The sequence below is a fragment of the Aeromonas taiwanensis genome (assembly GCF_000820165.1).
Taxonomy (GTDB): Bacteria; Pseudomonadota; Gammaproteobacteria; order Enterobacterales; family Aeromonadaceae; genus Aeromonas; species Aeromonas taiwanensis.
Genome location: NZ_CDDD01000015.1, coordinates 88754 through 110326, shown reverse-complemented (window position 1 = coordinate 110326; position 21573 = coordinate 88754). Strand labels below are relative to the sequence as shown.

The 21573-nt window shown below is 59.7% G+C and carries 31 protein-coding genes; 6 read left to right on the top strand and 25 right to left on the bottom strand.

All coding sequences use genetic code 11. The features are described from left to right. Positions 1-4: 4 nt before the first annotated feature. From rplF to rpsJ, 17 genes are all read right to left on the bottom strand, one after another. The gene (gene rplF, locus BN1136_RS03395) at positions 5-538 is read right to left on the bottom strand and encodes a 50S ribosomal protein L6 (protein ID WP_010672565.1); all 534 of its coding nucleotides are present in this window, start codon (positions 536-538) and stop codon (positions 5-7) included. A 13-nt stretch (positions 539-551) separates the two neighbouring features. Next, entirely contained in the window at positions 552-944 is a 393-nt protein-coding gene (rpsH, locus tag BN1136_RS03390) for a 30S ribosomal protein S8 (RefSeq protein WP_033115584.1), read from the bottom strand. A 19-nt stretch (positions 945-963) separates the two neighbouring features. Further along, entirely contained in the window at positions 964-1269 is a 306-nt protein-coding gene (rpsN, locus tag BN1136_RS03385) for a 30S ribosomal protein S14 (protein WP_005331161.1), read from the bottom strand. Positions 1270-1279: 10 nt separating this feature from the next. Then, a complete protein-coding gene (gene rplE, locus BN1136_RS03380) occupies positions 1280-1819 on the bottom strand; it encodes a 50S ribosomal protein L5 (protein ID WP_005307978.1) in 540 nt (179 codons plus the stop codon). 13 nt (positions 1820-1832) lie between these two features. Further along, on the bottom strand, positions 1833-2150 hold the full coding sequence (rplX, locus tag BN1136_RS03375; RefSeq protein ID WP_005307977.1) for a 50S ribosomal protein L24: 318 nt from the start codon (positions 2148-2150) through the stop codon (positions 1833-1835). 11 nt (positions 2151-2161) lie between these two features. Beyond that, positions 2162-2530, bottom strand: a complete 369-nt coding sequence (gene rplN, locus BN1136_RS03370) for a 50S ribosomal protein L14 (protein ID WP_005307975.1) — start codon at positions 2528-2530, stop codon at positions 2162-2164. A gap of 148 nt (positions 2531-2678) precedes the next feature. Further along, a complete protein-coding gene (gene rpsQ / locus BN1136_RS03365; RefSeq protein WP_005307966.1) occupies positions 2679-2927 on the bottom strand; it encodes a 30S ribosomal protein S17 in 249 nt (82 codons plus the stop codon). Beyond that, positions 2927-3118, bottom strand: coding sequence for a 50S ribosomal protein L29 (gene rpmC, locus BN1136_RS03360; RefSeq protein ID WP_005307965.1), 192 nt, complete (start codon positions 3116-3118; stop codon positions 2927-2929). The genes rpsQ and rpmC overlap by 1 nt, the downstream gene beginning before the upstream one ends. Further along, positions 3118-3531, bottom strand: coding sequence for a 50S ribosomal protein L16 (gene rplP, locus BN1136_RS03355; RefSeq protein ID WP_010672562.1), 414 nt, complete (start codon positions 3529-3531; stop codon positions 3118-3120). The genes rpmC and rplP overlap by 1 nt, the downstream gene beginning before the upstream one ends. A 13-nt stretch (positions 3532-3544) precedes the next feature. Next, positions 3545-4258 carry a 30S ribosomal protein S3 gene (rpsC, locus tag BN1136_RS03350; RefSeq protein WP_005331168.1) on the bottom strand — a complete coding sequence of 238 codons (714 nt, stop codon included), beginning with the start codon at positions 4256-4258 and terminating at the stop codon, positions 3545-3547. Positions 4259-4261: 3 nt separating this feature from the next. Continuing rightward, a complete protein-coding gene (gene rplV, locus BN1136_RS03345; RefSeq protein WP_010672561.1) occupies positions 4262-4606 on the bottom strand; it encodes a 50S ribosomal protein L22 in 345 nt (114 codons plus the stop codon). 10 nt (positions 4607-4616) lie between these two features. Continuing rightward, the gene (gene rpsS, locus BN1136_RS03340; protein ID WP_005307960.1) at positions 4617-4895 is read right to left on the bottom strand and encodes a 30S ribosomal protein S19; all 279 of its coding nucleotides are present in this window, start codon (positions 4893-4895) and stop codon (positions 4617-4619) included. A 22-nt stretch (positions 4896-4917) separates the two neighbouring features. Continuing rightward, on the bottom strand, positions 4918-5739 hold the full coding sequence (gene rplB / locus BN1136_RS03335; protein WP_010672560.1) for a 50S ribosomal protein L2: 822 nt from the start codon (positions 5737-5739) through the stop codon (positions 4918-4920). A 15-nt stretch (positions 5740-5754) separates the two neighbouring features. Further along, positions 5755-6057: a 50S ribosomal protein L23 gene (gene rplW, locus BN1136_RS03330; protein WP_005307955.1), complete on the bottom strand. Its 303-nt coding sequence runs from the start codon at positions 6055-6057 to the stop codon at positions 5755-5757. Next, the gene (rplD, locus tag BN1136_RS03325; protein ID WP_025325386.1) at positions 6054-6659 is read right to left on the bottom strand and encodes a 50S ribosomal protein L4; all 606 of its coding nucleotides are present in this window, start codon (positions 6657-6659) and stop codon (positions 6054-6056) included. Before rplD ends, rplW begins: the two co-directional genes overlap by 4 nt. 17 nt (positions 6660-6676) lie before the next feature. After that, positions 6677-7309 (bottom strand): 50S ribosomal protein L3, encoded by a 633-nt coding sequence (gene rplC, locus BN1136_RS03320; RefSeq protein WP_005307947.1) that lies wholly within the window; start codon positions 7307-7309, stop codon positions 6677-6679. Positions 7310-7331: 22 nt separating this feature from the next. Further along, on the bottom strand, positions 7332-7643 hold the full coding sequence (gene rpsJ, locus BN1136_RS03315; RefSeq protein WP_005307944.1) for a 30S ribosomal protein S10: 312 nt from the start codon (positions 7641-7643) through the stop codon (positions 7332-7334). 356 nt (positions 7644-7999) lie between these two features. Here rpsJ and BN1136_RS03310 point away from each other — a divergent pair, with 356 nt between their 5' ends. Next, positions 8000-8914, top strand: a complete 915-nt coding sequence (locus BN1136_RS03310; RefSeq protein ID WP_043763328.1) for a DMT family transporter — start codon at positions 8000-8002, stop codon at positions 8912-8914. A gap of 34 nt (positions 8915-8948) precedes the next feature. Here BN1136_RS03310 and envZ read toward each other — a convergent pair whose 3' ends face one another. Beyond that, complete coding sequence (envZ, locus tag BN1136_RS03305; RefSeq protein WP_043763330.1) at positions 8949-10259, bottom strand: two-component system sensor histidine kinase EnvZ; 1311 nt, start codon at positions 10257-10259, stop codon at positions 8949-8951. Continuing rightward, entirely contained in the window at positions 10256-10975 is a 720-nt protein-coding gene (gene ompR / locus BN1136_RS03300) for an osmolarity response regulator transcription factor OmpR (RefSeq protein WP_043763331.1), read from the bottom strand. Before ompR ends, envZ begins: the two co-directional genes overlap by 4 nt. A gap of 215 nt (positions 10976-11190) precedes the next feature. Here ompR and greB point away from each other — a divergent pair, with 215 nt between their 5' ends. Then, the gene (gene greB / locus BN1136_RS03295) at positions 11191-11664 is read left to right on the top strand and encodes a transcription elongation factor GreB (RefSeq protein WP_043763334.1); all 474 of its coding nucleotides are present in this window, start codon (positions 11191-11193) and stop codon (positions 11662-11664) included. A 276-nt stretch (positions 11665-11940) separates the two neighbouring features. Continuing rightward, entirely contained in the window at positions 11941-14247 is a 2307-nt protein-coding gene (locus BN1136_RS03290; protein WP_043763337.1) for a Tex family protein, read from the top strand. Between the two features lie 69 nt (positions 14248-14316). Here the strand turns inward: BN1136_RS03290 and BN1136_RS03285 are convergent, their stop codons facing one another. The 3 genes from BN1136_RS03285 to bioH form a co-directional block, all read right to left on the bottom strand. Beyond that, positions 14317-15084 carry a putative metalloprotease CJM1_0395 family protein gene (locus BN1136_RS03285; RefSeq protein WP_043763340.1) on the bottom strand — a complete coding sequence of 256 codons (768 nt, stop codon included), beginning with the start codon at positions 15082-15084 and terminating at the stop codon, positions 14317-14319. A gap of 1 nt (position 15085) precedes the next feature. Beyond that, on the bottom strand, positions 15086-15319 hold the full coding sequence (locus BN1136_RS03280) for a hypothetical protein (RefSeq protein ID WP_043763343.1): 234 nt from the start codon (positions 15317-15319) through the stop codon (positions 15086-15088). Between the two features lie 71 nt (positions 15320-15390). Then, positions 15391-16155, bottom strand: a complete 765-nt coding sequence (gene bioH, locus BN1136_RS03275; protein ID WP_043763344.1) for a pimeloyl-ACP methyl ester esterase BioH — start codon at positions 16153-16155, stop codon at positions 15391-15393. A 38-nt stretch (positions 16156-16193) separates the two neighbouring features. Between bioH and BN1136_RS03270 the strand changes: the two genes are divergently transcribed. Together BN1136_RS03270 and nfuA are read left to right on the top strand one after the other, a co-directional pair. Continuing rightward, on the top strand, positions 16194-16922 hold the full coding sequence (locus tag BN1136_RS03270; protein WP_043763346.1) for a ComF family protein: 729 nt from the start codon (positions 16194-16196) through the stop codon (positions 16920-16922). Positions 16923-17070: 148 nt separating this feature from the next. Continuing rightward, complete coding sequence (gene nfuA / locus BN1136_RS03265) at positions 17071-17649, top strand: Fe-S biogenesis protein NfuA (RefSeq protein WP_010672549.1); 579 nt, start codon at positions 17071-17073, stop codon at positions 17647-17649. Positions 17650-17732: 83 nt separating this feature from the next. Here the strand turns inward: nfuA and gpsA are convergent, their stop codons facing one another. The 3 genes from gpsA to BN1136_RS03250 are packed head-to-tail and all read right to left on the bottom strand — an operon-like array spanning position 17733 to position 19689. After that, entirely contained in the window at positions 17733-18737 is a 1005-nt protein-coding gene (gene gpsA / locus BN1136_RS03260; RefSeq protein ID WP_043763353.1) for an NAD(P)H-dependent glycerol-3-phosphate dehydrogenase, read from the bottom strand. Between the two features lie 2 nt (positions 18738-18739). Further along, positions 18740-19210, bottom strand: a complete 471-nt coding sequence (secB, locus tag BN1136_RS03255) for a protein-export chaperone SecB (protein WP_010672547.1) — start codon at positions 19208-19210, stop codon at positions 18740-18742. 47 nt (positions 19211-19257) lie between these two features. Next, positions 19258-19689, bottom strand: a complete 432-nt coding sequence (locus tag BN1136_RS03250) for a rhodanese-like domain-containing protein (RefSeq protein WP_042078414.1) — start codon at positions 19687-19689, stop codon at positions 19258-19260. Between the two features lie 348 nt (positions 19690-20037). Between BN1136_RS03250 and gpmM the strand changes: the two genes are divergently transcribed. Further along, entirely contained in the window at positions 20038-21567 is a 1530-nt protein-coding gene (gpmM, locus tag BN1136_RS03245; RefSeq protein ID WP_043763357.1) for a 2,3-bisphosphoglycerate-independent phosphoglycerate mutase, read from the top strand. Positions 21568-21573: the final 6 nt, after the last annotated feature.

The window sequence follows — 21573 nt, the reverse complement described above, 5'->3', positions numbered from 1 at the left end:
TACCTTACTTCTTCTTAGCTTCTTTAGTACGCACTTGCTCGTTGGCATAGCGTACACCCTTGCCCTTGTAGGGCTCCGGAGCGCGGTAAGCACGGATATCGGCGGCGACTTGGCCAACCAGCTGCTTGTCCACACCACGCAGAACGATTTCGGTGGCGGACGGACATTCAGCGGTGACACCAGCCGGCAGCGCATGCTCTACCGGGTGAGAGAAGCCCAGTGCCAGCGCAACAGCATTGCCCTTGATGGAGGCTTTGTAACCTACACCAACCAGCTGCAGCTTGCGCTCGAAGCCTTGGGTAACACCGACTACCATGTTGTTGACCAATGCACGGGCAGTACCGGCCTGAGCGTCAGCACCAGCGATGCCGTCGCGCGGGGCGAACTTCAGTACATTGTCTTCTTTGGTCACTTCTACACCGGCGTGGATGGAACGAACCAGGGAACCTTTACCACCTTTGATGGACAGTTCCTGACCGTTCAGAGTCACCTCTACGCCAGCAGGAATAGTGACGGGTGCCTTAGCAACGCGAGACATTTCCGACCTCCTATTAGGCGACGTAGCAGATGATCTCACCACCCATGCTTGCCTTGCGGGCAGCACGGTCGGTCATCACACCTTTAGACGTGGACACGATTGCAACACCGAGACCGCCCATGACTTTCGGCAGATCAGTAGTGCGCTTGTAAATACGCAGGCCGGGACGGCTCACGCGTTGGATCAGTTCTACAACCGGCTTGCCCTGGAAATATTTCAGTTCAATTTCCAGTTCCGGTTTCACGTCACCAGCTACGGTGTAGCCAGCGATGTAACCTTCTTCTTTCAGCACTTTGGCGATAGCCACTTTCAGCTTGGAAGAAGGCATGGAAACCGCAACTTTGCTCGCCGCCTGACCGTTACGGATGCGGGTCAGCATATCCGCGATCGGATCTTGCATGCTCATAGTCTAACTCCCGAGATTCTTACCAAGAGGCCTTTTTGAGGCCCGGAATTTCGCCCTTCATGGCATGCTCACGCACCTTGATGCGAGAGAGGCCAAACTTCCGCAGGAAACCGTGCGGACGACCAGTGATGTTGCAACGGTTACGCTGGCGGGACGGACTGGAATCACGGGGCAGCTGTTGCAGTTGCAAGACAGCATCCCAACGCGCTTCTTCAGAAGCGTTCATATCAACGATGATAGCTTTCAGCTCGGTACGCTTGGTCGCGAACTTGGCTGCCAGCTTCGCACGCTTTGCTTCACGTGCTTTCATGGATGTTTTAGCCATAACCCTAACCTTACTTGCGGAATGGGAAGTTAAAGGCAGCCAGCAGAGCACGGCCTTCTTCGTCGGTATTCGCGGAAGTGGTGATGGTGATATCCAGACCACGGACGCGATCGACCTTGTCATAGTCGATTTCCGGGAAGATGATTTGCTCACGCACGCCCATGGAGTAGTTACCACGGCCATCGAACGCCTTGGCGTTCAGACCACGGAAGTCACGGATACGCGGTACGGAGATGCAAATCAGCCGTTCCAGGAACTCCCACATACGCTCGCCACGCAGGGTTACTTTACAACCTATCGGGTAGCCTTCACGAATCTTGAAGCCCGCAACAGATTTGCGTGCTTTGGTGATCAGCGGCTTCTGACCGGAAATGGCAGCCATATCGGCAGCAGCATTTTCCAGCAACTTCTTGTCAGAGATCGCTTCACCAACACCCATGTTCAGGGTGATTTTCTCGATCCGAGGGACTTGCATGATAGTCTTGTAACCGAACTGCTTGGTCAGTTCATTTACTACATCGGATTTGTAGTAATCATGCAGTTTCGCCATCGTTAAACTCCAATTACTTCACAAGTTCGCCGGTGGATTTGAAGAAACGGACTTTCTTGCCGTCTTCAATCCGGAAACCAACGCGGTCAGCCTTGCCAGTGGCAGAGTTGAACAGCGCTACGTTAGATACATCGATGGGGGCTTCTTTGGTGACGATACCGCCAGCCTGACCCAGTGCGGGTACCGGCTTCTGGTGTTTCTTCACCTGGTTGATGCCTTCCACGATTACCTTACCTTTGGCAATCAGAACTTGAGTGACTTTGCCACGCTTGCCCTTGTCTTTGCCGGTAAGAACAATTACTTCGTCTTCGCGACGGATTTTAGCTGCCATCGTTCGACTCCTTACAGTACTTCGGGTGCCAGGGACACAATCTTCATGAACTTCTCATTACGGAGTTCACGGGTCACCGGGCCAAAAATACGAGTACCGATCGGCTGCTGGTTGTTGTTAAGCAACACAGCCGCATTGTTGTCGAAACGGATGACAGAGCCGTCCGGACGACGAACGCCTTTACGGGTGCGTACGACCACCGCGTTATACACATCACCTTTCTTCACTTTACCGCGAGGAATGGCTTCCTTGATAGAAACCTTGATGATGTCGCCGATGCCGGCGTAACGGCGGTGCGAACCACCCAGAACCTTAATACACATTACACTGCGAGCGCCGGAGTTGTCGGCAACACCCAGCATACTTTGCATCTGGATCATCTTAGTGCTCCGCTTTGTTTACTTCTTATCCCTCTCGGGATCTGGCTGCCTTCAAAAGGCGCGAAACTATAACACAGCTATTTTTGAAAAGGTAGCCTAAAAAACAAACGGCCCCGATGGGGGGCCGTTTGGGCTATAAAGTACCGAATTAGGCCTTTTCTACGACAGCAACCAGGGTCCAGGACTTGGTCTTGGACAGCGGGCGGCACTCGCGGATTTCCACGAGGTCGCCAGCCTTGCACTCGTTGTTCTCGTCATGCACGTGCAGCTTGGTAGTACGCTTGATGATCTTACCGTAGATCGGGTGCTTTACCTTGCGCTCGATAGCAACAGTGATGGACTTGTCCATCTTGTCGCTGATTACACGACCTTGCAGAGTACGGATCTTGTCAGTCATTACGCACCTGCCTTCTCAGTCAGTACAGTCTTGATACGTGCGACGTCACGACGCACTTGTTTCAGAGTGTGAGTCTGAGCCAGTTGGCCGGTGGAAGCTTGCATGCGCATGTTGAATTGCTCACGCAGCAGACCCAGCAGCTCCTGGTTCAGTTCTTCGACGCTCTTTTGACGCAGATCTTGGGCTTTCATCACATCACCGTCTTAATTACGAAAGTGGTCTGAACGGACAGCTTAGCTGCGGCCAGGGCAAACGCTTCACGCGCCAGAGCCTCAGGTACACCATCCATCTCGTACAGAACCTTGCCAGGCTGGATCGGGCAAACCCAGTATTCCACGTTACCCTTACCTTTACCCATACGAACTTCGAGGGGCTTTTCGGTAATGGGCTTGTCCGGGAACACACGGATCCAGATCTTGCCTTGACGCTTAACGTGACGGGTCATGGCACGACGGGCTGCTTCGATTTGACGAGCAGTCAGTTGACCACGAGATGTCGCCTTCAGGCCAAAGGTACCGAAGGATACTTCGTTACCGGCATTGGCCAGACCGCGGTTACGACCCTTGTGGGTCTTGCGGAATTTAGTACGCTTAGGTTGCAACATTTACCGAATCTCCTTACTTAGCAGCGCGGCGCTTGTTGTCACGCTTGGGCTTTGCAGGAGCTTGCTCTTGAGCAGCGGCAGCATTGACTGCAGCCAGACCGCCCAGAACTTCGCCCTTGAAGATCCAAACTTTAACGCCGATCACACCGTAAGTGGTGTGGGCTTCAGAAGTTGCGTAGTCGATGTCGGCACGCAGGGTGTGCAGGGGCACACGACCTTCACGGTACCATTCGGTACGCGCGATTTCAGCGCCGCCCAGACGACCGGATACTTCTACCTTGATGCCCTTGGCACCCAGACGCATGGCGTTCTGTACGGCACGCTTCATAGCGCGACGGAACATTACGCGACGTTCCAGCTGAGAAGTGATGCTGTCGGCAACCAGTTTGCCATCCAGCTCCGGCTTGCGGACTTCGGAAATGTTGATCTGAGCAGGCACGCCAGCAATAGCGGCTACAGCTTTGCGCAGTTTTTCAACGTCTTCGCCTTTCTTGCCGATCACGACACCCGGACGAGCGGTGTGAATGGTCACACGGATGCTCTTGGCCGGACGCTCGATGGTGATCTTGGACAAGGAAGCGTTTTTCAGCTCCTTGGTCAGGAACTGGCGTACTTGGAAATCGCTGTACAGGTTGTCAGCGAAGTCTTTGGTGTTCGCGAACCAGGTAGAATTCCAAGGCTTGGTAATACCCAGGCGAATGCCATTAGGATGTACTTTCTGACCCATTGCTTATCTCCCAGCCTTAGCGTCGGATACCACTACAGTGATGTGAGCGGTACGCTTGAGGATACGATCCGCGCGACCTTTGGCACGCGGGCGGATGCGCTTCATGGAGGGACCTTCGTCTACCATGATGGTGGCAACACGCAGGGTGTCGATATCGGCACCTTCGTTGTGCTCAGCGTTGGCAATGGCAGATTCCAGCACTTTCTTCACCAGAACTGCAGCCTTTTTCGGGCTGAAGGTCAGGATGTTCAGAGCCTTGTCTACGGACAGACCACGTACTTGATCGGCTACCAGACGAGCTTTCTGGGCAGAAGTACGGGCATAACGGTGTTTAGCGATAGCTTCCATCATTTATCCCTTAGCGCTTCTTAGCCTTCTTATCAGCAGCATGGCCGCGATAAGTACGAGTCGGTGCGAATTCACCCAGTTTGTGACCGATCATTTCTTCGGTAACGAAAACCGGAACGTGCTGACGACCATTATGGACAGCGATGGTCAAACCGATCATGTTCGGGATGATCATTGAACGACGGGACCAGGTCTTAACCGGCTTTTTATCCCCGCTTTCCACCGCTTTCTCTACCTTCTTCAGCAAGTGCAGGTCGATAAATGGACCCTTCTTGAGAGAACGTGGCATGGTGATTCCTCTATGTTAACAATTACTTGTTACGACGACGTACGATGTACTTGTCGGTACGCTTGTTCTTACGGGTCTTGAAGCCCTTAGCCTTCTGGCCCCATGGGGACACAGGCTGCATGCCCTTGTTACGACCCTCACCACCACCGTGCGGGTGATCAACCGGGTTCATCGCCATACCGCGAACGGTCGGACGAATACCACGCCAGCGGTTTGCACCGGCTTTACCCAGTTGACGCAGCATGTGCTCGGAGTTACCCACTTCACCGATGGTAGCGCGGCACTCGGCCAGAACTTTACGTACTTCGCCGGAACGCAGACGCAGAGTTACATAGTTACCTTCACGAGCCAGGATCTGGATGAAAGTACCAGCGGAACGAGCCAGCTGGGCACCTTTACCAGGCTTCATCTCAACGGCGTGAACGGTAGAACCGACCGGGATGTTGCGCATCGGCAGGGTGTTACCCACCTTGATGGCAGCATCAGCACCAGAGGCGATTGCATCACCAGCTTTCAGGCCTTTCGGAGCCAGGATGTAACGACGCTCACCGTCTGCATACAGCACCAGGGCGATGTTTGCGGTACGGTTAGGATCGTATTCCAGACGCTCAACTTTGGCCGGAATGCCGTCTTTGTCGCGCTTGAAGTCGATCAGACGGTAGTGTTGCTTGTGACCACCACCGATGTGACGGGTGGTGATGCGGCCGTTGTTGTTACGGCCACCGGACTTGCTTTTGCTGTCCAGCAGAGCGGCGAAGGGCTTGCCCTTGTACAGCTCTTGGTTGACGATCTTGACGACGTGACGGCGGCCCGGAGAAGTAGGCTTGCACTTAACGATTGCCATTTTTCAGAACTCCTCTTACTCGGCTGCGCCCATGAAGTCGATGTCCTGACCAGCTTTCAGGGTCACATAAGCCTTTTTCCAATCGGAACGACGGCCTACGCGTGCACCTGCGCGCTTGGTCTTACCCTTCATGTTCAGGGTACGGACGGTCTCAACTTCGACCTCGAACAGTTTCGCAACTGCAGCTTTGACTTCCGCCTTGGTGGCATCAACAGCAACTTTGAACACGATAGTGTTCTGCTTTTCTGCGACCATGGTGCTCTTTTCAGAGATGTGCGGAGCCTTCAGAACTTTCAACAGACGTTCTTCGCGGATCATGCCAGCATCTCCTCGATTTGCTTAACTGCGTCTGCAGTCATCAGAATCTTGTCGAAAGCGATCAGGCTGACCGGGTCGATACCGGCAACATCACGCACGTCGACCTTGTACAGGTTGCGAGCAGCCAGGAACAGGTTCTCATCGACTTCAGCAGTCACGATCAGAACGTCAGTCAGTTCCATCTCTTTCAGCTTAGCGATCAGTTCTTTGGTCTTCGGCGCTTCGATGCCGAATTTCTCGACAACGATCAGGCGCTCTTGACGTACCAGCTCGGACAGGATGCTACGGATAGCGCCGCGGTACATCTTCTTGTTTACTTTCTGGCTGTGATCTTGCGGCTTAGCAGCAAAGGTCACACCACCGGAACGCCAGATGGGCGAACGGATGGAGCCAGCACGGGCACGACCAGTACCCTTCTGACGCCACGGCTTTTTGCCGCCACCAGACACTTCAGAGCGAGTCAGCTGCGCACGAGTACCCTGACGGGCACCAGCGGCATATGCAACGACAACCTGGTGAACCAGAGCTTCGTTGAATTCGCGCCCGAAGGTAGTCTCGGAAACTTCAAGAGCGCTCTTGGCGTCTTTCATTACCAATTCCATTACTATCTCCTCAGACGTTACGCTTTGACGGCAGGTTTGACGATCACGTTGCCGTTGGTTGCACCCGGTACTGCGCCTTTGATGAGCAGCAGGTTGCGTTCAGCGTCAACACGAACCAGTTCCAGGTTCTGAGTCGTTACACGCTCAGCACCCATGTGACCAGCCATCTTTTTGCCCTTGAATACACGGCCCGGGGTCTGGTTTTGACCGATGGAGCCAGGTACACGGTGGGACAGAGAGTTACCGTGGGTCATATCCTGGGTGCGGAAGTTCCAGCGCTTAACAGTACCGGCAAAACCTTTACCCTTGGATGTGCCGGTAACGTCTACCAGCTTAACGTCAGCGAGAAGATCTACTTTCAGCTCGCTACCAACAGTGAAAGTTTCACCGTTGTTCAGGCGGAATTCCCACAGACCGCGACCGGCTTCTACACCAGCTTTGGCAAAGTGGCCAGCTTCCGGCTTGGTTACGCGGCTGGCTTTCTTGGAGCCAGTGGTAACCTGAATAGCGTTGTAGCCGTCGGTTTCTACAGATTTGACCTGAGTTACACGGTTAGCTTCAACTTCGATAACAGTCACCGGGATAGAAACGCCATCTTCAGTGAAGATGCGAGTCATACCCACTTTGCGACCTACAAGACCGATTGTCATTGTTATCAACCTCTTTCCGTAATTAACCCAGGCTGATCTGGACGTCTACACCAGCTGCCAGATCCAGACGCATCAGTGCGTCTACGGTCTTGTCAGTCGGCTCAACGATGTCTACCAGACGCTTGTGAGTGCGGATCTCGTACTGATCACGCGCGTCCTTGTTGACGTGCGGGGAGATCAGAACGGTGAAACGCTCTTTGCGAGTCGGCAGCGGGATAGGACCGCGAACCTGCGCGCCAGTGCGCTTAGCAGTTTCAACGATTTCCGCAGTGGATTGATCGATCAGGCGATGATCAAAAGCCTTCAGGCGGATACGGATTCTTTGGTTCTGCATTGACAGAGCTCCAATAGATAAAAGAACATAAATCAACACCGCCCGACCGAGATTACTCCCGCCAGAGGTGCGATTTTTCACGTTTCTCCCCATATCGGGGAGACTGTATGGCTGGCGACACGTAAACGGGAAGCTCAGCAAGCAGACATATCGTCTGGCTGCCTCATGGGCAAGCGGAGGGGATTATACGGATTTTTTCAATTCACGCAAGAGAAGGCGGACAGATTGTGCGCAATATTTGTGTGGCAGATGGATCTCACAAAGCCCTCTCGCCCTTCCCCCGAACGCCGGTAACGACAATGTTGCAAAGGGGCTGATAGACTGCGCCCTCGCCCCCTGTCAGCGGAACGATGTGGATGCTCAAGAATCAGAAGAAAGCCTATCAATACGGGCTCTGTGCGGTCGCCCTCTGGTCGACGGTCGCCAGCGCCTTCAAGATCTCCCTCGCCTACTTCGAACCGGTGCAGCTGCTGCTGGTCGCCGCCTGCACCTCAACCCTGACCCTTGGGTGCATCGTGGCCTGTCAGGGCAAGCTGCCGTTACTGCTGAGCTATCTCAAGGCCCGCCCCTTCTACTACCTCGCCCTCGGGGTGCTGAACCCCTTCCTCTATTATTTGCTGCTGTTCAAGGCGTACGATCTGCTGCCCGCCCAGCAGGCACAGACCCTCAACTACACCTGGGCCATCACCCTCAGCCTGCTGGCGGTTCCCTTCCTCGGACAGAAGCTGCGCCGCCGCGACGGTGTGGCCATCGTGCTCGGCTACTTCGGCGCCCTGGTGATCGCCACCAGGGGGGATGTGTTCGGTCTGCAGTTCGACAGCCCGCTCGGGGTGACGCTGGCCCTGGTGTCGACCCTGATCTGGGCGGGCTACTGGATCCTCAACACCCGCAACCAGGGGGACCCCATCGTCAGCCTGCTGCTTGGCTTCCTCATCAGCCTGCCCTTCATCGTCGTGGCAACCTGGCTGCTCGCCGACTTTGCCATGACCGCCTGGCAAGGCTGGGCCGGGGCCATCTATGTCGGGCTGTTCGAGATGGGCTTCGGCTTCGTGCTCTGGTTGATGGCGCTGCGCCACGCCACCAACACGGCCCCCATCAGCAACCTCATCTTCATTTCGCCCTTCGCTTCGCTGGTACTGCTCAACCTGTTGATCGGCGAGGCCATTCATCCCGCCACCCCCATCGGGCTGGTGCTGATCGTCGCCGCCCTGCTGATCCAGCAACTGAAATACGGCAAGCGCTACCGCAAGGCGAGCGAGACAGGGGCCTGAATGAAAAGGGCGTATCCACGGATACGCCCTTCTCTCAATCCATCCACTCCAACGGCTGATTTTTTGGCAGCCGTATCTCGACCAGCAAGCCCCCAAGCTCAGAGCGTCCCAGCCTGATGGTGCCGTGATGCTGGGAGACTATCTTGGCGACAATGGCCAGCCCCAGGCCGCTGCCACCGCCGGTGCGCGCCACATTGCCCTGGGTGAAGGGCTTGAGCACCCGGGAATAGTCCTGCTCCGCGATCCCGGGACCGTTGTCGGACAGGCGCAGCCTTACCCAATGACCATCATCCCTGAGCTCGGCCTGCAGCCGGGTAGCCCCGTAACGCAGCGCATTGCCCGACAGGTTGTTGAGGATGCGGCGCATGCTGATGGGATGGCAGGCGACCCGTACCGCCTCCTCCGGCAGCAGCAGCTCCACTTCCAGTCCCTGATCGGTCTGCATCAGGAGCGCATCGTGGACAAGCTGGGTCAGGTCGACAGGCCTGGCATCCAGCCCCTCGTTCGGCCGGATGTAGTCGATGAACTGATCGATGATGCCATTAGACTCGTCGATATCCGCATTGATGCTCTCCTTGAGGTACTCATCTTCGGAAGACATCATCTCGGTGGCCAGCCGGATACGGGTGAGCGGCGTGCGCAGATCGTGGGAGACGCCGGCCATCATCAGGTTGCGCTCCTCGATCAACCCCTTGATGGAACTGGACATGTGGTTGAAGGTACGGGTCAGCCGGCGCACCTCCCGGGAGCCCTGCTCCCCCAGCGCATCGGGGAAGTTGCCGCGCGCCACCGCCACGGCGCCCGCTTCCAGATCCTCCAGCGGCCGCACCAGCTGGCGGGCAAAGCGCCAGGCCGCGAACAGGGTCAGCACCAGCAGGACGCTCATGTAGAGGATGAGCGGCTCGATGTCGTCATCCTCGATCTCGGTCAGGGGTATACGCACCCACATCTGGCTGGCCTGGGGCGGCTGGATCCAGATGATGTAGTGATCCTGGATCTCCACCCTGACCCTGGTCTCCCCCTTCAGCTCTCGGCTGATGCTCTCCTCCAGATAGGGGTAGGGCTTGGCGTCATTGAGCCCGTGCTGCTCCGCCTCTCTCTGGGTATAGATGTCGCTGCCGGTCGCCACATAGACCAGCGCCTCGGCATCCTCGCTCAGGGCCAGCTGGTTGCTGTCCACCGGGAAGATGAGCTTGACCTGATTGGCCAGCAGGTGACTGATCTGCTTGACGGTGGGTGCCAGCAGATAGTTGTAGAAGGTGGCGTAGGAGACGAACTGATAGACCACCAGCACGGCGGCCAGAAACCAGAGCATGCGGGAGAACATGCTGCTCACTTTCTTCATTCGTTCTCACCGTCCGGCACGAAGACGTAACCGAGGCCCCAGACGGTCTGCAGATAGCGGGGCTGGGCCGGGTCCTGCTCCAGCAGGCGGCGCAAGCGGGAGACCTGGACGTCGATACTGCGCTCGGTGGCGGTATATTCACGACCGCGGGCCAGGTTCATCAGCTTGTCGCGAGAGAGGGGCTCGCGCGGGTGACTCACCAGCACCTTGAGCACGGCAAACTCGCCGCTGGTCAGCGAGACCGGTTCCCCATCGCGGCTGAGCTCACGGGTCGCCAGATTGAGCAGATAGCCGCCGAAGCTCACCACCTTCTCGGCCGCCGAGGGCGCCCCGGGCAGCTCGACGGTATGCCGGCGCAACACGGCGCGGATCCTGGCCAGCAGTTCCCGCGGGTTGAACGGCTTGGGCAGGTAGTCGTCGGCGCCCATCTCCAGACCGACGATGCGATCCACCTCATCCCCCTTGGCGGTGAGCATCAGCACCGGGATCTGGTTCCCGGCCTCGCGCAGGCGGCGACAGATGGAGAGGCCATCTTCTCCCGGCAACATCAGGTCGAGCACCATCAGGCTGAAGTTCTCGCGAGTCAGCAGACGATCCGCCTGTTCACCGTTGGCGACGCCCCGCACCACAAATCCCTGCTCGGTGAGGTAACGCTCCAGCAGGGAACGTAATTTCAGATCGTCGTCGACCACCAGAACCTTGTATTGCTGACTCATTGCCACCTCTCCTCTCTGTTGCCCCTCAATACTAGGGGTCCCCCCTGCAACCACAAAGCATAAATATGTTACCGGTTATTACCCTCCATCGTTGTCCGACGGGGAGATATCCTCCCTGACGGGTGTACCTCCTCTGCGCTTTTTGCTCGACAGGAAAGCGGCAATGACTAAGATCCCGAGCACAACGATGCAACGTGCCAGGGAGTGACAACCCCATGAAAACCAGACTCATTACCCGTGAAGGCTACAACCGGCTCAGGCAGGAGCACGACCAGCTCTGGCGGGTGGAGAGGCCAGAAGTCACCAAGAAGGTGGCCTGGGCGGCCAGCCTCGGCGATCGCAGCGAGAATGCGGATTATCAGTACAACAAGAAGCGTCTACGGGAGATAGACCGCCGGGTTCGTTACCTGCGCAAGTGCCTGGAAGAGCTCACCATAGTCGACTACTCCCCTTCCCAGGAAGGCAAGGTCTTCTTCGGCGCCTGGGTCGAGGTGGAAAACGACGAGGGCGAGACCAAGCGCTTTCGCATCGTCGGCTACGACGAGATCTTCGGCCGCAAGGACTACATTTCCATCGACTCCCCCATGGCCCGCGCCCTGCTCAAGAAAGAGATCGGCGACGAAGCCATGGTCCGCACGCCAGTGGGTGACGCCTGCTGGTACGTCAATGAGATCAGCTATCCCAAATAAGCCGGCTTCACGCCATCACCAGAACCGCTGACGGGCTCCCTTCTGTCGGCATGGGCCAGCCACGCCTGTCAGCCGGGGAGGCTCACTGCCCTCTCTGCCGGGGTGGCATCCCGTTACCTGAGCCCATATAGTGCTCACACTCGGCGCCTTGCGGCGCCAACCGGCCCGCGCGGCAGTGGCCTGGCAGGTATCTAAAGTATCGCCAGGACAGACCCCCTGTTCGGCGACATAGCCCCGCACTGGCCAGTTAGACAGGACCCGACCAAGAGATCTTCGATGCAAAGTCACGTAATAGAACATCAGATTGCCGGTGAGCTGAATGCCCGCCCGGAACAGGTGCAGGCCGCCGTTCGCCTGCTGGACGAAGGCGCCACCGTCCCCTTCATCGCTCGTTACCGCAAAGAGGTGACTGGCGGTCTGGACGACAGCCAGCTGCGTACCCTGGAGAGCCGCCTCGGCTACCTGCGCGAACTGGCGGATCGCCGCCAGGTGATCCTCCGCTCCATCGAGGAACAGGGCAAGCTCACCCCCGAACTGATGCGCGAGCTGAACGAGGCCGACAGCAAGACCCGGCTCGAAGATCTCTACCTCCCCTACAAGCCCAAGCGCCGCACCAAGGGACAGATGGCCATCGAGGCGGGGCTAGAGCCGCTGGCCAACCTGCTGCTGGGGGACCCCATGAAAGATCCCGAGCAGGAGGCAGTCCGCTTCCTCAATGCCGAGCAGGGGATCACCGACAGCAAGGCCGCCCTCGACGGTGCTCGTTACATATTGATGGAGCGCTTCGCCGAGCAGGCGGATCTCCTTGAGAAGCTGCGGGGCTATCTGTGGCAAAACGCCACCCTGCGCGCCCGCGTGGTGGCAGGCAAGGAGCAGGAAGGGGCCAAGTTCAAGGACTACTTCGAGCACGACGAGCCCCTGCACAAGGCCCCCTCCCACCGGGTGCTGGCCATGCTGCGCGGCCGCAACGAAGGGATGCTCAACCTGGCGCTGGTCGCTGGCGACGATGAGGCTACCAGCCCCTGTGAGGGGATCATCGCCCATCATCTCAAGCTCAATCTGCAGAGCCGCCCGGCCGACAAGTGGCTGCAGGGGGTGGTGAGCTGGACCTGGAAGATCAAGCTGTCGCTCCAGATGGAGACCGAGCTCATCGGCCGCATCCGCGAATCCGCAGAAGAGGAGGCGATCAAGGTGTTCGCCATGAACCTCAAGGATCTGCTGATGGCGGCACCGGCCGGCATGCGCTGCACCATGGGGCTGGATCCCGGCATCCGTACCGGGGTCAAGGTGGCCGTGGTGGATGCCACCGGCAAGCTGGTCGATACCGCGACCATCTATCCGTTCGAACCCAAGCGCCAGGTGGACCAGAGTCTCAAGACCCTGAGCGAGCTGTGCCAGAAACACAGGGTCGAGCTCATCAGCATCGGCAACGGCACCGCCTCGCGGGAGACCGACCGCCTGGTGAGCGACCTGTTCGAGCGCTACCCGGCCGCCAAGGCCCAGAAAATCGTGGTGAGCGAGGCCGGGGCGTCTGTCTACTCCGCCTCCGAGCTCGCGTCCCTGGAGTTCCCGGATCTGGACGTCTCCCTGCGCGGCGCCGTCTCCATCGCCCGCCGTCTGCAGGATCCTCTGGCCGAGCTGGTCAAGATCGATCCCAAGAGCATCGGCGTCGGCCAGTATCAGCACGACGTCGGTCAGAGCCAGCTGGCCCGCCGGCTCGATGCCGTGGTCGAGGATTGTGTGAACGCGGTAGGTGTGGATGTGAACACCGCCTCGGTCGCCCTGCTGAACCGGGTCTCCGGCCTCTCCCAGACCCTGGCCCAGAACATCGTCGCCTACCGGGACGAGCACGGCGCCTTCAAGAGCCGCCAGCAGTTACTCAAAGTGAGCCGGCTCGGCCCCAAGGCGTTCGAGCAGTGTGCCGGCTTCCTGCGCATTCGCGGCGGCAGCAACCCGCTGGACGGCTCGGCGGTGCACCCGGAGTCCTACCCTGTGGTGGAGCGGATCCTGGCCAAACTGGAGCAGACCGTCGACAGCCTGCTCGGCAACAGCAGCCTGCTGCGCACCCTCAAGCCTTCCGACTACACGGACGAGCAGTTTGGCGTCCCCACTGTCACCGACATCATCGGCGAGCTGGACAAGCCGGGCCGCGACCCGCGCCCCGAGTTCAAGACCGCCACCTTCAAGGAAGGGGTGGAGAAAATCAGCGATCTGGTGCCCGAGATGGTGCTGGAGGGGGTAGTCACCAACGTCACCAACTTCGGCGCCTTCGTCGACATCGGCGTGCATCAGGATGGCCTGGTGCACATATCTTCCCTGACCGATCGCTTCGTCAAGGATCCCCGCGAGGTGGTCAAGGCGGGCGACATCGTCCGGGTGAAGGTGCTGGAGGTGGACGCACCGCGCAAACGCATCAGCCTGACCATGCGTCTGGATGAGAAGGCCGGTCAGCCGACGCGCAAACCGGCCGAGCCGCGTCACACTGGCAACCCCAAACCGAAACCGGCCCCCCGTCAGAGCGCCCCGACCGATGGCGCCATGGGCAATGCCTTCGCCGCCGCCCTCTCCAAGCTGAAGAAATAAGCCCCTGAAAATGCAAAAAGCCCCGAAAGGGGCTTTTTCATCTCTGCTCTGCCATCCGGGCGGGTTTTATCACACGTCCTGACTGAAGTGGTGAGGAGAAGCCGGCCGCACGGACTGCTGGTAGTGCTGGGCGATCACCTGATTGCGCCTGTCCATATAGACACCGAGCGGGCCGATGGCGTCCTGCCTGAGCACCATCAGCTCCTTGCGGGCCTGGGCTTCCTTGGCGGAGGCGGTACGGGCCACGCTCAAGTCCTGTGACGAGGGCTGTTCCGGGGCGAGCGCGGCGGCTCGCACCTGCTGCATCTTGGCAATGGTCGCTGCCGGATCCCCCGGGATGGCGCCGATGTCGATGGCGACCTCTCCCCCGGTGGCGTAACGATTGCCATCCGGCCCCCGGGAAAACTGGTAGCTGGGGCTGCCCGCATGCTCGCCACCGGCCGCTTGGTGCGCCTGCTCGTGCTTGCGGACTTCGAGATCCCGCTCGACAAGCGCAGCTACCTGGCGCTGCTGTTTCTGCTGTTGCTGTTCCTGCTGATCGGCATCCTGCCGTTGGCGACGCTCTCCCTCCTCCCCCGTTGCCTCGACAAAGCGGTGTGCCACCGTCACGGGGCCGGTCTGGCCACTCTCTTTTGTCGACGGGGATTGGGCAGCGGGATTGGCCTGAGCGGTGCGGGTTCTCTCTTTCTGGGAGCCGACGCCGGACTCGGCGTTGGATGCCTCGCCCTGACGGCTGGGGGGCACCAGCTCTGCGCGGCGGTTGTCAGTCTGAGCCGATTCCGTCTGCGGCTGCAGCTGGTTGGGAATGAGCGACGGCAGGCTGACGTTGATATTCATCTCACACCCGGATGTCGATCAGGGTGCCCAGCATGTCGCTGGCGGTCTGGATCACCTTGGCAGAAGCCCCGGCCTGCACTTCGGCCACCTTGAGATTGACCAGCTCGTCCGGCAACTGCACCTGGTCGCCCGCCGGCGTACTGAGACGGGCGATCTGGCTGGAGGCCTGGCCGGCCAGTTGCTCGGCCCGCTGGAATCCCTGCACGCCCGTCGTCATGGCTGATTCGATACGCATTGGCACACTCCTCTATGGGGTTGGCTAATTATCCACCAACCTGACGAGTTATTGAAGCCTCCGCTCAAATCTCAGCCAATGAACTGCCGCAACAGGGTGACGAATTGCTCGGGATGGGAGATGAAGGGAGCGTGAGACGCCTTGTCCAGCACCCGGCTGCGACTGGCGGGATAACGTTCGTCCAGCAGCGGGATGGCCGCCTTGGGCACCAGGGTATCCAGCCTGCCGTATAGGCGCAGCCAGGGCAGATCCAGGTTGACCAGCGCTTCCCGGAGGTCGACCTCGGCCAACAGGCCGAGCCCCCCCTCCAGCGCGGCAAGCTGAGGGGCCGGACGCTCCGCCAGCCAGTGGCGCAACTGGCGAATGTCGTTTCTGGCATGCTCGCTGCCCATGGCCTGGATAGCCAGGAAGCGCTCTATGGTCTGCATGAAGTCACCCGCCAGCATCTGGTTGAAACCGGCCAGCACCTTGGGGGCGATCCCGGGCCATTCATCCCGTGCCATGAAGCAGGGGGAGCTGGCTACCGTAATGAGCGAATGGAGACGCTCAGGCATGGTCAGCGCCAGCTGGCTCGCCACCAGCCCCCCGAGGGACCAGCCGAGCAGATGGCACTTCTCCGGCAGGACGGCCGCCACCTGTTCTGCCAGCCAGGGCAGGGTGTACTCGCTCCCCCCCTTCAGGGGGCTGTTGCCAAAGCCGGGCAGATCCACCAGATGCAACCGGTAGTGGGCTGCCAGCTCGCTGGCAATGCCGTGCCAGACAGCTCCGTTCATGCCCCAGCCATGCAACAACACCAGGTCCGGGCCCTGGCCAAACCGCTCAACCGATACGCTCATCTAGACTCAAGATCCCTGTTTATCTGCTTGGAGCCTGCATGTTAAAGCGGCTGCTCGGCAAAGCAAGTCCGATCCTCGGCAGCCGGGCAGACTGGCTGGGTCTGTGCCTGCTCTGCCGCCAGCCCTGCGACGAGACTCCCCTGCTATGCTCCTGGTGCCTTCAGTCCCTGCATCAGGACGGTAGGCAGTGCCGGCTGTGCGCGGCACCACTGCCGGAGCAACATAGAGAGAGCGAACTGTTGTGCGGACGCTGCCAACGCAGGCCGCCGCCCTGGGAGCGATTGCAGGTGATCGGCGACTATCAGACCCCCTACTCCCTGCTCGTCCCCCGGCTGAAATATTCGGGCCAGATCCTCCTGGCCCCGTTACTCGCCCGCCTGCTGGCCGACCACCTCGACGCCGACGATCCGCCACAGGCCATCATTCCGGTCCCCCTGCACTGGTGGCGCCAGTGGTGGCGCGGTTTCAATCAGGCGGAGGAGATAGCGCTCGCCCTCGGCGAGCTCACCGGCATTCCCTGCGACACCCGCGTGCTGCGCCGGGTCAGGGCAACGCCGCAACAGACCAAGTTGAGCGCCGGCCAGCGGCGGCGCAATCTGCGCGGCGCCTTCCAGATAGCGCCCCATCACTACCGGCACGTGGCCCTGCTCGATGACGTGGTGACCACGGGGGCCACCGCCAGCCAGCTCACCCGGTTGCTCCATGAGAGCGGCGTCACCACGGTGGAGGTGTGGGCCATCTGCCGTACGCTCAGGCACCCCACATAACCGGGAAGGGATCCGGCCAACGAGACCGATGGCGGCATGATCTTGATACGCTCGAGCTCACAAGCTCGCCATCGGCACGCTACCCAAGCCCAGCCAAGCGAGTTATCATGAATACCCTAGTCGTACACTCAGGTTTATGAGGATAGTGATGATCAGCATTTCCGACACCGCCCAGGCCCACTTCCGCAAGTTGCTGGAGAAGCAGCCTGATGGCACCAACATCCGGGTGTTTGTGGTCAATCCGGGAACCCAGAATGCCGAGTGCGGCGTATCCTACTGCCCACCCGACGCGGTCGATCCGGAAGATCAGCACCTGCCCTTCAGCGGCTTCGACTGCCTGGTCGATCCCCTGAGCGCCCCCTTCCTGGTGGACGCCACCATCGACTTCGTCACAGATCAGATGGGCTCCCAGCTCACCCTGAAGGCGCCGAATGCCAAGATGCGCAAGGTGGCCGACGACGCCCCCCTGATCGATCGCATCGAATACGTGCTGATGTCCGAGGTGAACCCCATGCTGGCCGGTCACGGCGGCAAGGTCACCCTGGTCGAGCTGACCGACGACAAGCTGGCCATCCTGCAGTTCGGCGGCGGTTGCAACGGTTGCTCCATGGTCGATTACACCCTGAAAGAGGGGATCGAGAAGCAGCTACTGGAGAAATTCCCGGGCGAGCTCAACGGCGTGAAAGATGCCACCGAGCACCAGCGCGGCGATCACTCCTACTACTGATTTGCCGCCCTTGTGGCTTAGACACGCGGCAAAGAAAAGGCCCCGCCAACTGGCGGGGCCTTTTGCATTCTGCGGCGGGCAGATTACTCGTCCTTCTTGTCTCGAGACAGCAGGGCGATAGCCGCCTCTTTCGGGTTCTTGCCCTCGTACAGCACCTTGAAGATCTGCTCGCAGATGGGCATCTCGACGCCGCAGCGGGCCGCCAGCAGATGCACCTCCTTGGTGTTGCGATAGCCTTCCACCACCTGACCTATCTCGGTCATGGCGGTGTCAACCGACTTGCCGGCCCCCAGGGCCAGGCCGAAACGACGGTTTCGCGACTGGTTGTCGGTGCAGGTCAGTACCAGATCCCCGAGCCCCGCCATCCCCATGAAGGTCTTGGCATCGGCCCCGAGGGCGGCGCCGAGGCGCTGCATTTCAACCAGGCCACGGGTGATGAGCGCGGTTCTGGCGTTGGCGCCAAAGCCGAGCCCGTCGGAAAGACCCGCCCCGATGGCGATGACGTTCTTCACCGCACCACCGAGCTGCAAACCGATGAAGTCTGGGTTGGTATAGACCCGGAACGAGCGGCCGCAGTGCAGCAGGTGGGAGAGATCGTCGGCAAAGTCATCGTGGGTCGAGGCCACCGAGATGGCGGTCGGCAGGCCGGCAGCCAGCTCGCGGGCGAAGGTCGGACCCGAGATGACCGCCAGCGGGATGGCATCCCCCAGCACCTCCCGCGCAACATCTTGCAGCAGACGGCCACTGTCCGGCTCCAGCCCCTTGGTCGCCCAGGCGATCCGGGTATCCGGGCGCAGGAACGGTTTGACCCGTGCCAGCACCTGACCGAACACATGGCTCGGCACCACCAGCAGCAGCACGGGCGCGGCCTGCACCGCCGCCTGCAGATCCGCCGTCAGTTTCAGATCGGCCGGGAAGGGGACATCTGGCAGGAAGGCCTTGTTGCAACGATCCTGCTCCAGCTCGGCGACGTGGGCGGGGTCGTGACCCCACAGCAGGGTCGGATGACCGTTGCGCGCCAGAGAAATGGCAAGGGCGGAGCCATAAGACCCCGCCCCCAGGACCGAGATAGCGATCTGGTCGGCCATTATCAGGCTTCCGCAGTCGCCTGCTGGGCCTGTACCTGCGCCATATGCTGGGCGAACAGGGCGTCGAAGTTGACCGGTGCCAGGTTCAGCTGCGGGAAGGAACCCTTGCTCACCAGGTTGGACACCGCTTCGCGGGCATAAGGGAACAGGATGTTCGGGCAGAAGGCCGCCAGGCAGTGGGCCAGTTGCGGCTCCGGCAGGTTGCCGATGGTGAAGATGCCGGCCTGCTGCACTTCGCACAGGAAGGCAGTTTCGGTTTCCAGCTTGCAGGTGACGGTCAGGGTCAGCACCACTTCATAGACGCTGTCGGCCAGGACATTGGTCTTGGTGTCCATGTCCAGCTTGACGTCCGGCTGCCACTCTTTCTGGAAGATGTGCGGAGTATTCGGGGCTTCGAAGGAGACATCCTTGGTGTAGACACGCTGGATGTGGAATTCCGGTTGCACTTCCTGATTGTTGATTTCGTCAGCCATTTCGTTTGATTCCTTTTTAAGATAATGAGTGGGCGCAGGCCCTTAAATCAGCGTTTTTTGGTCACCGGCAGATTGTCTGCACGCCATTGGGCCATGCCACCGCTGAGCACATATACCTGCTTGAAACCGGCCTTGCTCAGTTGGCGACCCGCGCCACCAGCGGTCATCCCCGACTCGCACACCACTATGATGGGGGCATCCTTGTGCTTTTCAACCGGGCCCAGATTATTCGCCTGGATCTGGGTGAGCGGCAGGTGATGGGCCCCGGCCAGATGGCCCTTGGCAAATTCATCCTGACTGCGAATATCCACGACGGTGGCATTTTCACGGTTGATCAGCAGGGTGGCGGCGTGGTTGTTGACTGCCTTCACCGGAGAAAAACGAGCACGCACAGTGGTATACACCAGAGTGCCTGCCAGGCCCAGCCAGGCTGCGGTCAGCAGCGGGTTGCGGGCCGCGAAATCCAAATACTCTTGCATCTTCTACTATCCAGGGACCAAGACAAGGGCCCGAGTATACATGGGGGCCTGCATAAGATCAGCCATCTTGGCGGCAAAGCGAGAGCAAGCTCCCATCAGGGATTGCTGCAGATTCTTCCTCCTCCGTCCGGGCCGAATGAAAGGATGCGCACTGCTGAAAAGAGGGGGACAAAAGAGGAAAAACCGCCGCGGCAGACAAGCCGGCAACATGCCGAAAACAGCGGGATAACAGTTAAAAAGCGAGGCTGGAGAGGGACTTGGCTATCAGGTGACTATTTCGGCAGATGTAGTAATATTACGCTAGTTTCACTTCCCGCAATTCATTCCTATCCGAGAGGACATAGCCTTATGTCAACAGCTAAGAAACCGCTGGTTCTGGTCATCATGGACGGTTGGGGCTACAGCACCAAGCAAGAGCACAATGCCGTCGCTGCCGCCAAGACCCCGAACCTGGACCGCCTGGCCCGTGACTACACCAGCACCCTGATCTCCGGCTCCGGCCTGGACGTGGGTCTGCCGGACGGCCAGATGGGCAACTCCGAAGTGGGCCACGTCAACATCGGCGCCGGTCGCATCGTCTATCAGGAGCTGACCCGTATCTCCAAGGACATCCAGGACGGCCCCTTCTTCCAGAATGTCGAGCTGGCCAAGGCCGTTGACGCCGCCGTGACCAAGGGCAAGGCCGTGCACATCATGGGGCTGATGTCCCCGGGTGGCGTCCACAGCCACGAAGAGCACATCATGGGCATGATCGAGATGGCCGCCAAGCGTGGCGCCGAGAAGATCTACTTCCACGCCTTCCTGGATGGCCGCGACGTGCCGCCGCGCAGTGCCCAGTCTTCCATCGAGCTGTTCGACGCCCTGTTTGCCCGCCTGGGCAAGGGTCGCTTCGCCTCCATGATCGGTCGTTACTACGCCATGGACCGCGACAACCGCTGGGACCGCGTACAACAGGCCTATGACCTGATGACCCAGGGCAAGGGCGAGTTCACCGCCGCGTCCGCCACCGAAGCCCTGGCTGCCGCCTACGCCCGCGACGAGAACGACGAGTTCGTCAAGGCCACCCGTATTGGCGACGCTGCGCCGATGGAAGATGGCGATGCGCTGATCTTCATGAACTTCCGTGCTGACCGCGCCCGCGAGATCACCCGCGCCTTCGTCGACACTGACTTCACCGGCTTCGCCCGCACCGCCACCCCGGCCCTGAACTTCGTGATGCTGACCGAGTACGCGGCCGACATCAAGACCGCCTGTGCCTACCCGCCCACCGCCCTGGTGAACACCCTGGGTGAATGGCTGGCCAAGCAGGGCAAGACCCAGCTGCGCATCTCCGAGACCGAGAAGTACGCACACGTCACCTTCTTCTTCAACGGCGGCGAAGAGGCCTGCTTCACCGGTGAGGATCGCGAGATCGTCGCCAGCCCGAAAGTGGCCACCTATGACCTGCAGCCGGAGATGAGCTCCGAAGAGCTGACCGACAAACTGGTCGGCGCCATCAAGAGCGGCAAGTACGACGTCATCATCTGCAACTACCCGAACGGCGACATGGTCGGCCACACCGGCGTGTTCGATGCTGCGGTCAAGGCCTGTGAGGCCGTCGACCACTGCATCGGTCGCGTCACCGACGCCCTGGCCGAAGTGGGTGGCGAATGCCTGATCACCGCCGACCACGGCAACGCCGAGAAGATGATGGACGAAGAGACCGGTCAGGCTCACACCGCCCACACCAATCTGCCGGTTCCCCTCATCTACTTCGGTCGCAAGGCCGAGGTGGTGGAAGGCGGCAAACTGTCCGATCTGGCCCCCACCATGTTGACTCTTATGGGTCTTCCCGTGCCGCCGGAAATGACTGGCAAGCCCCTGATGATTCTGAAATAATCCGCC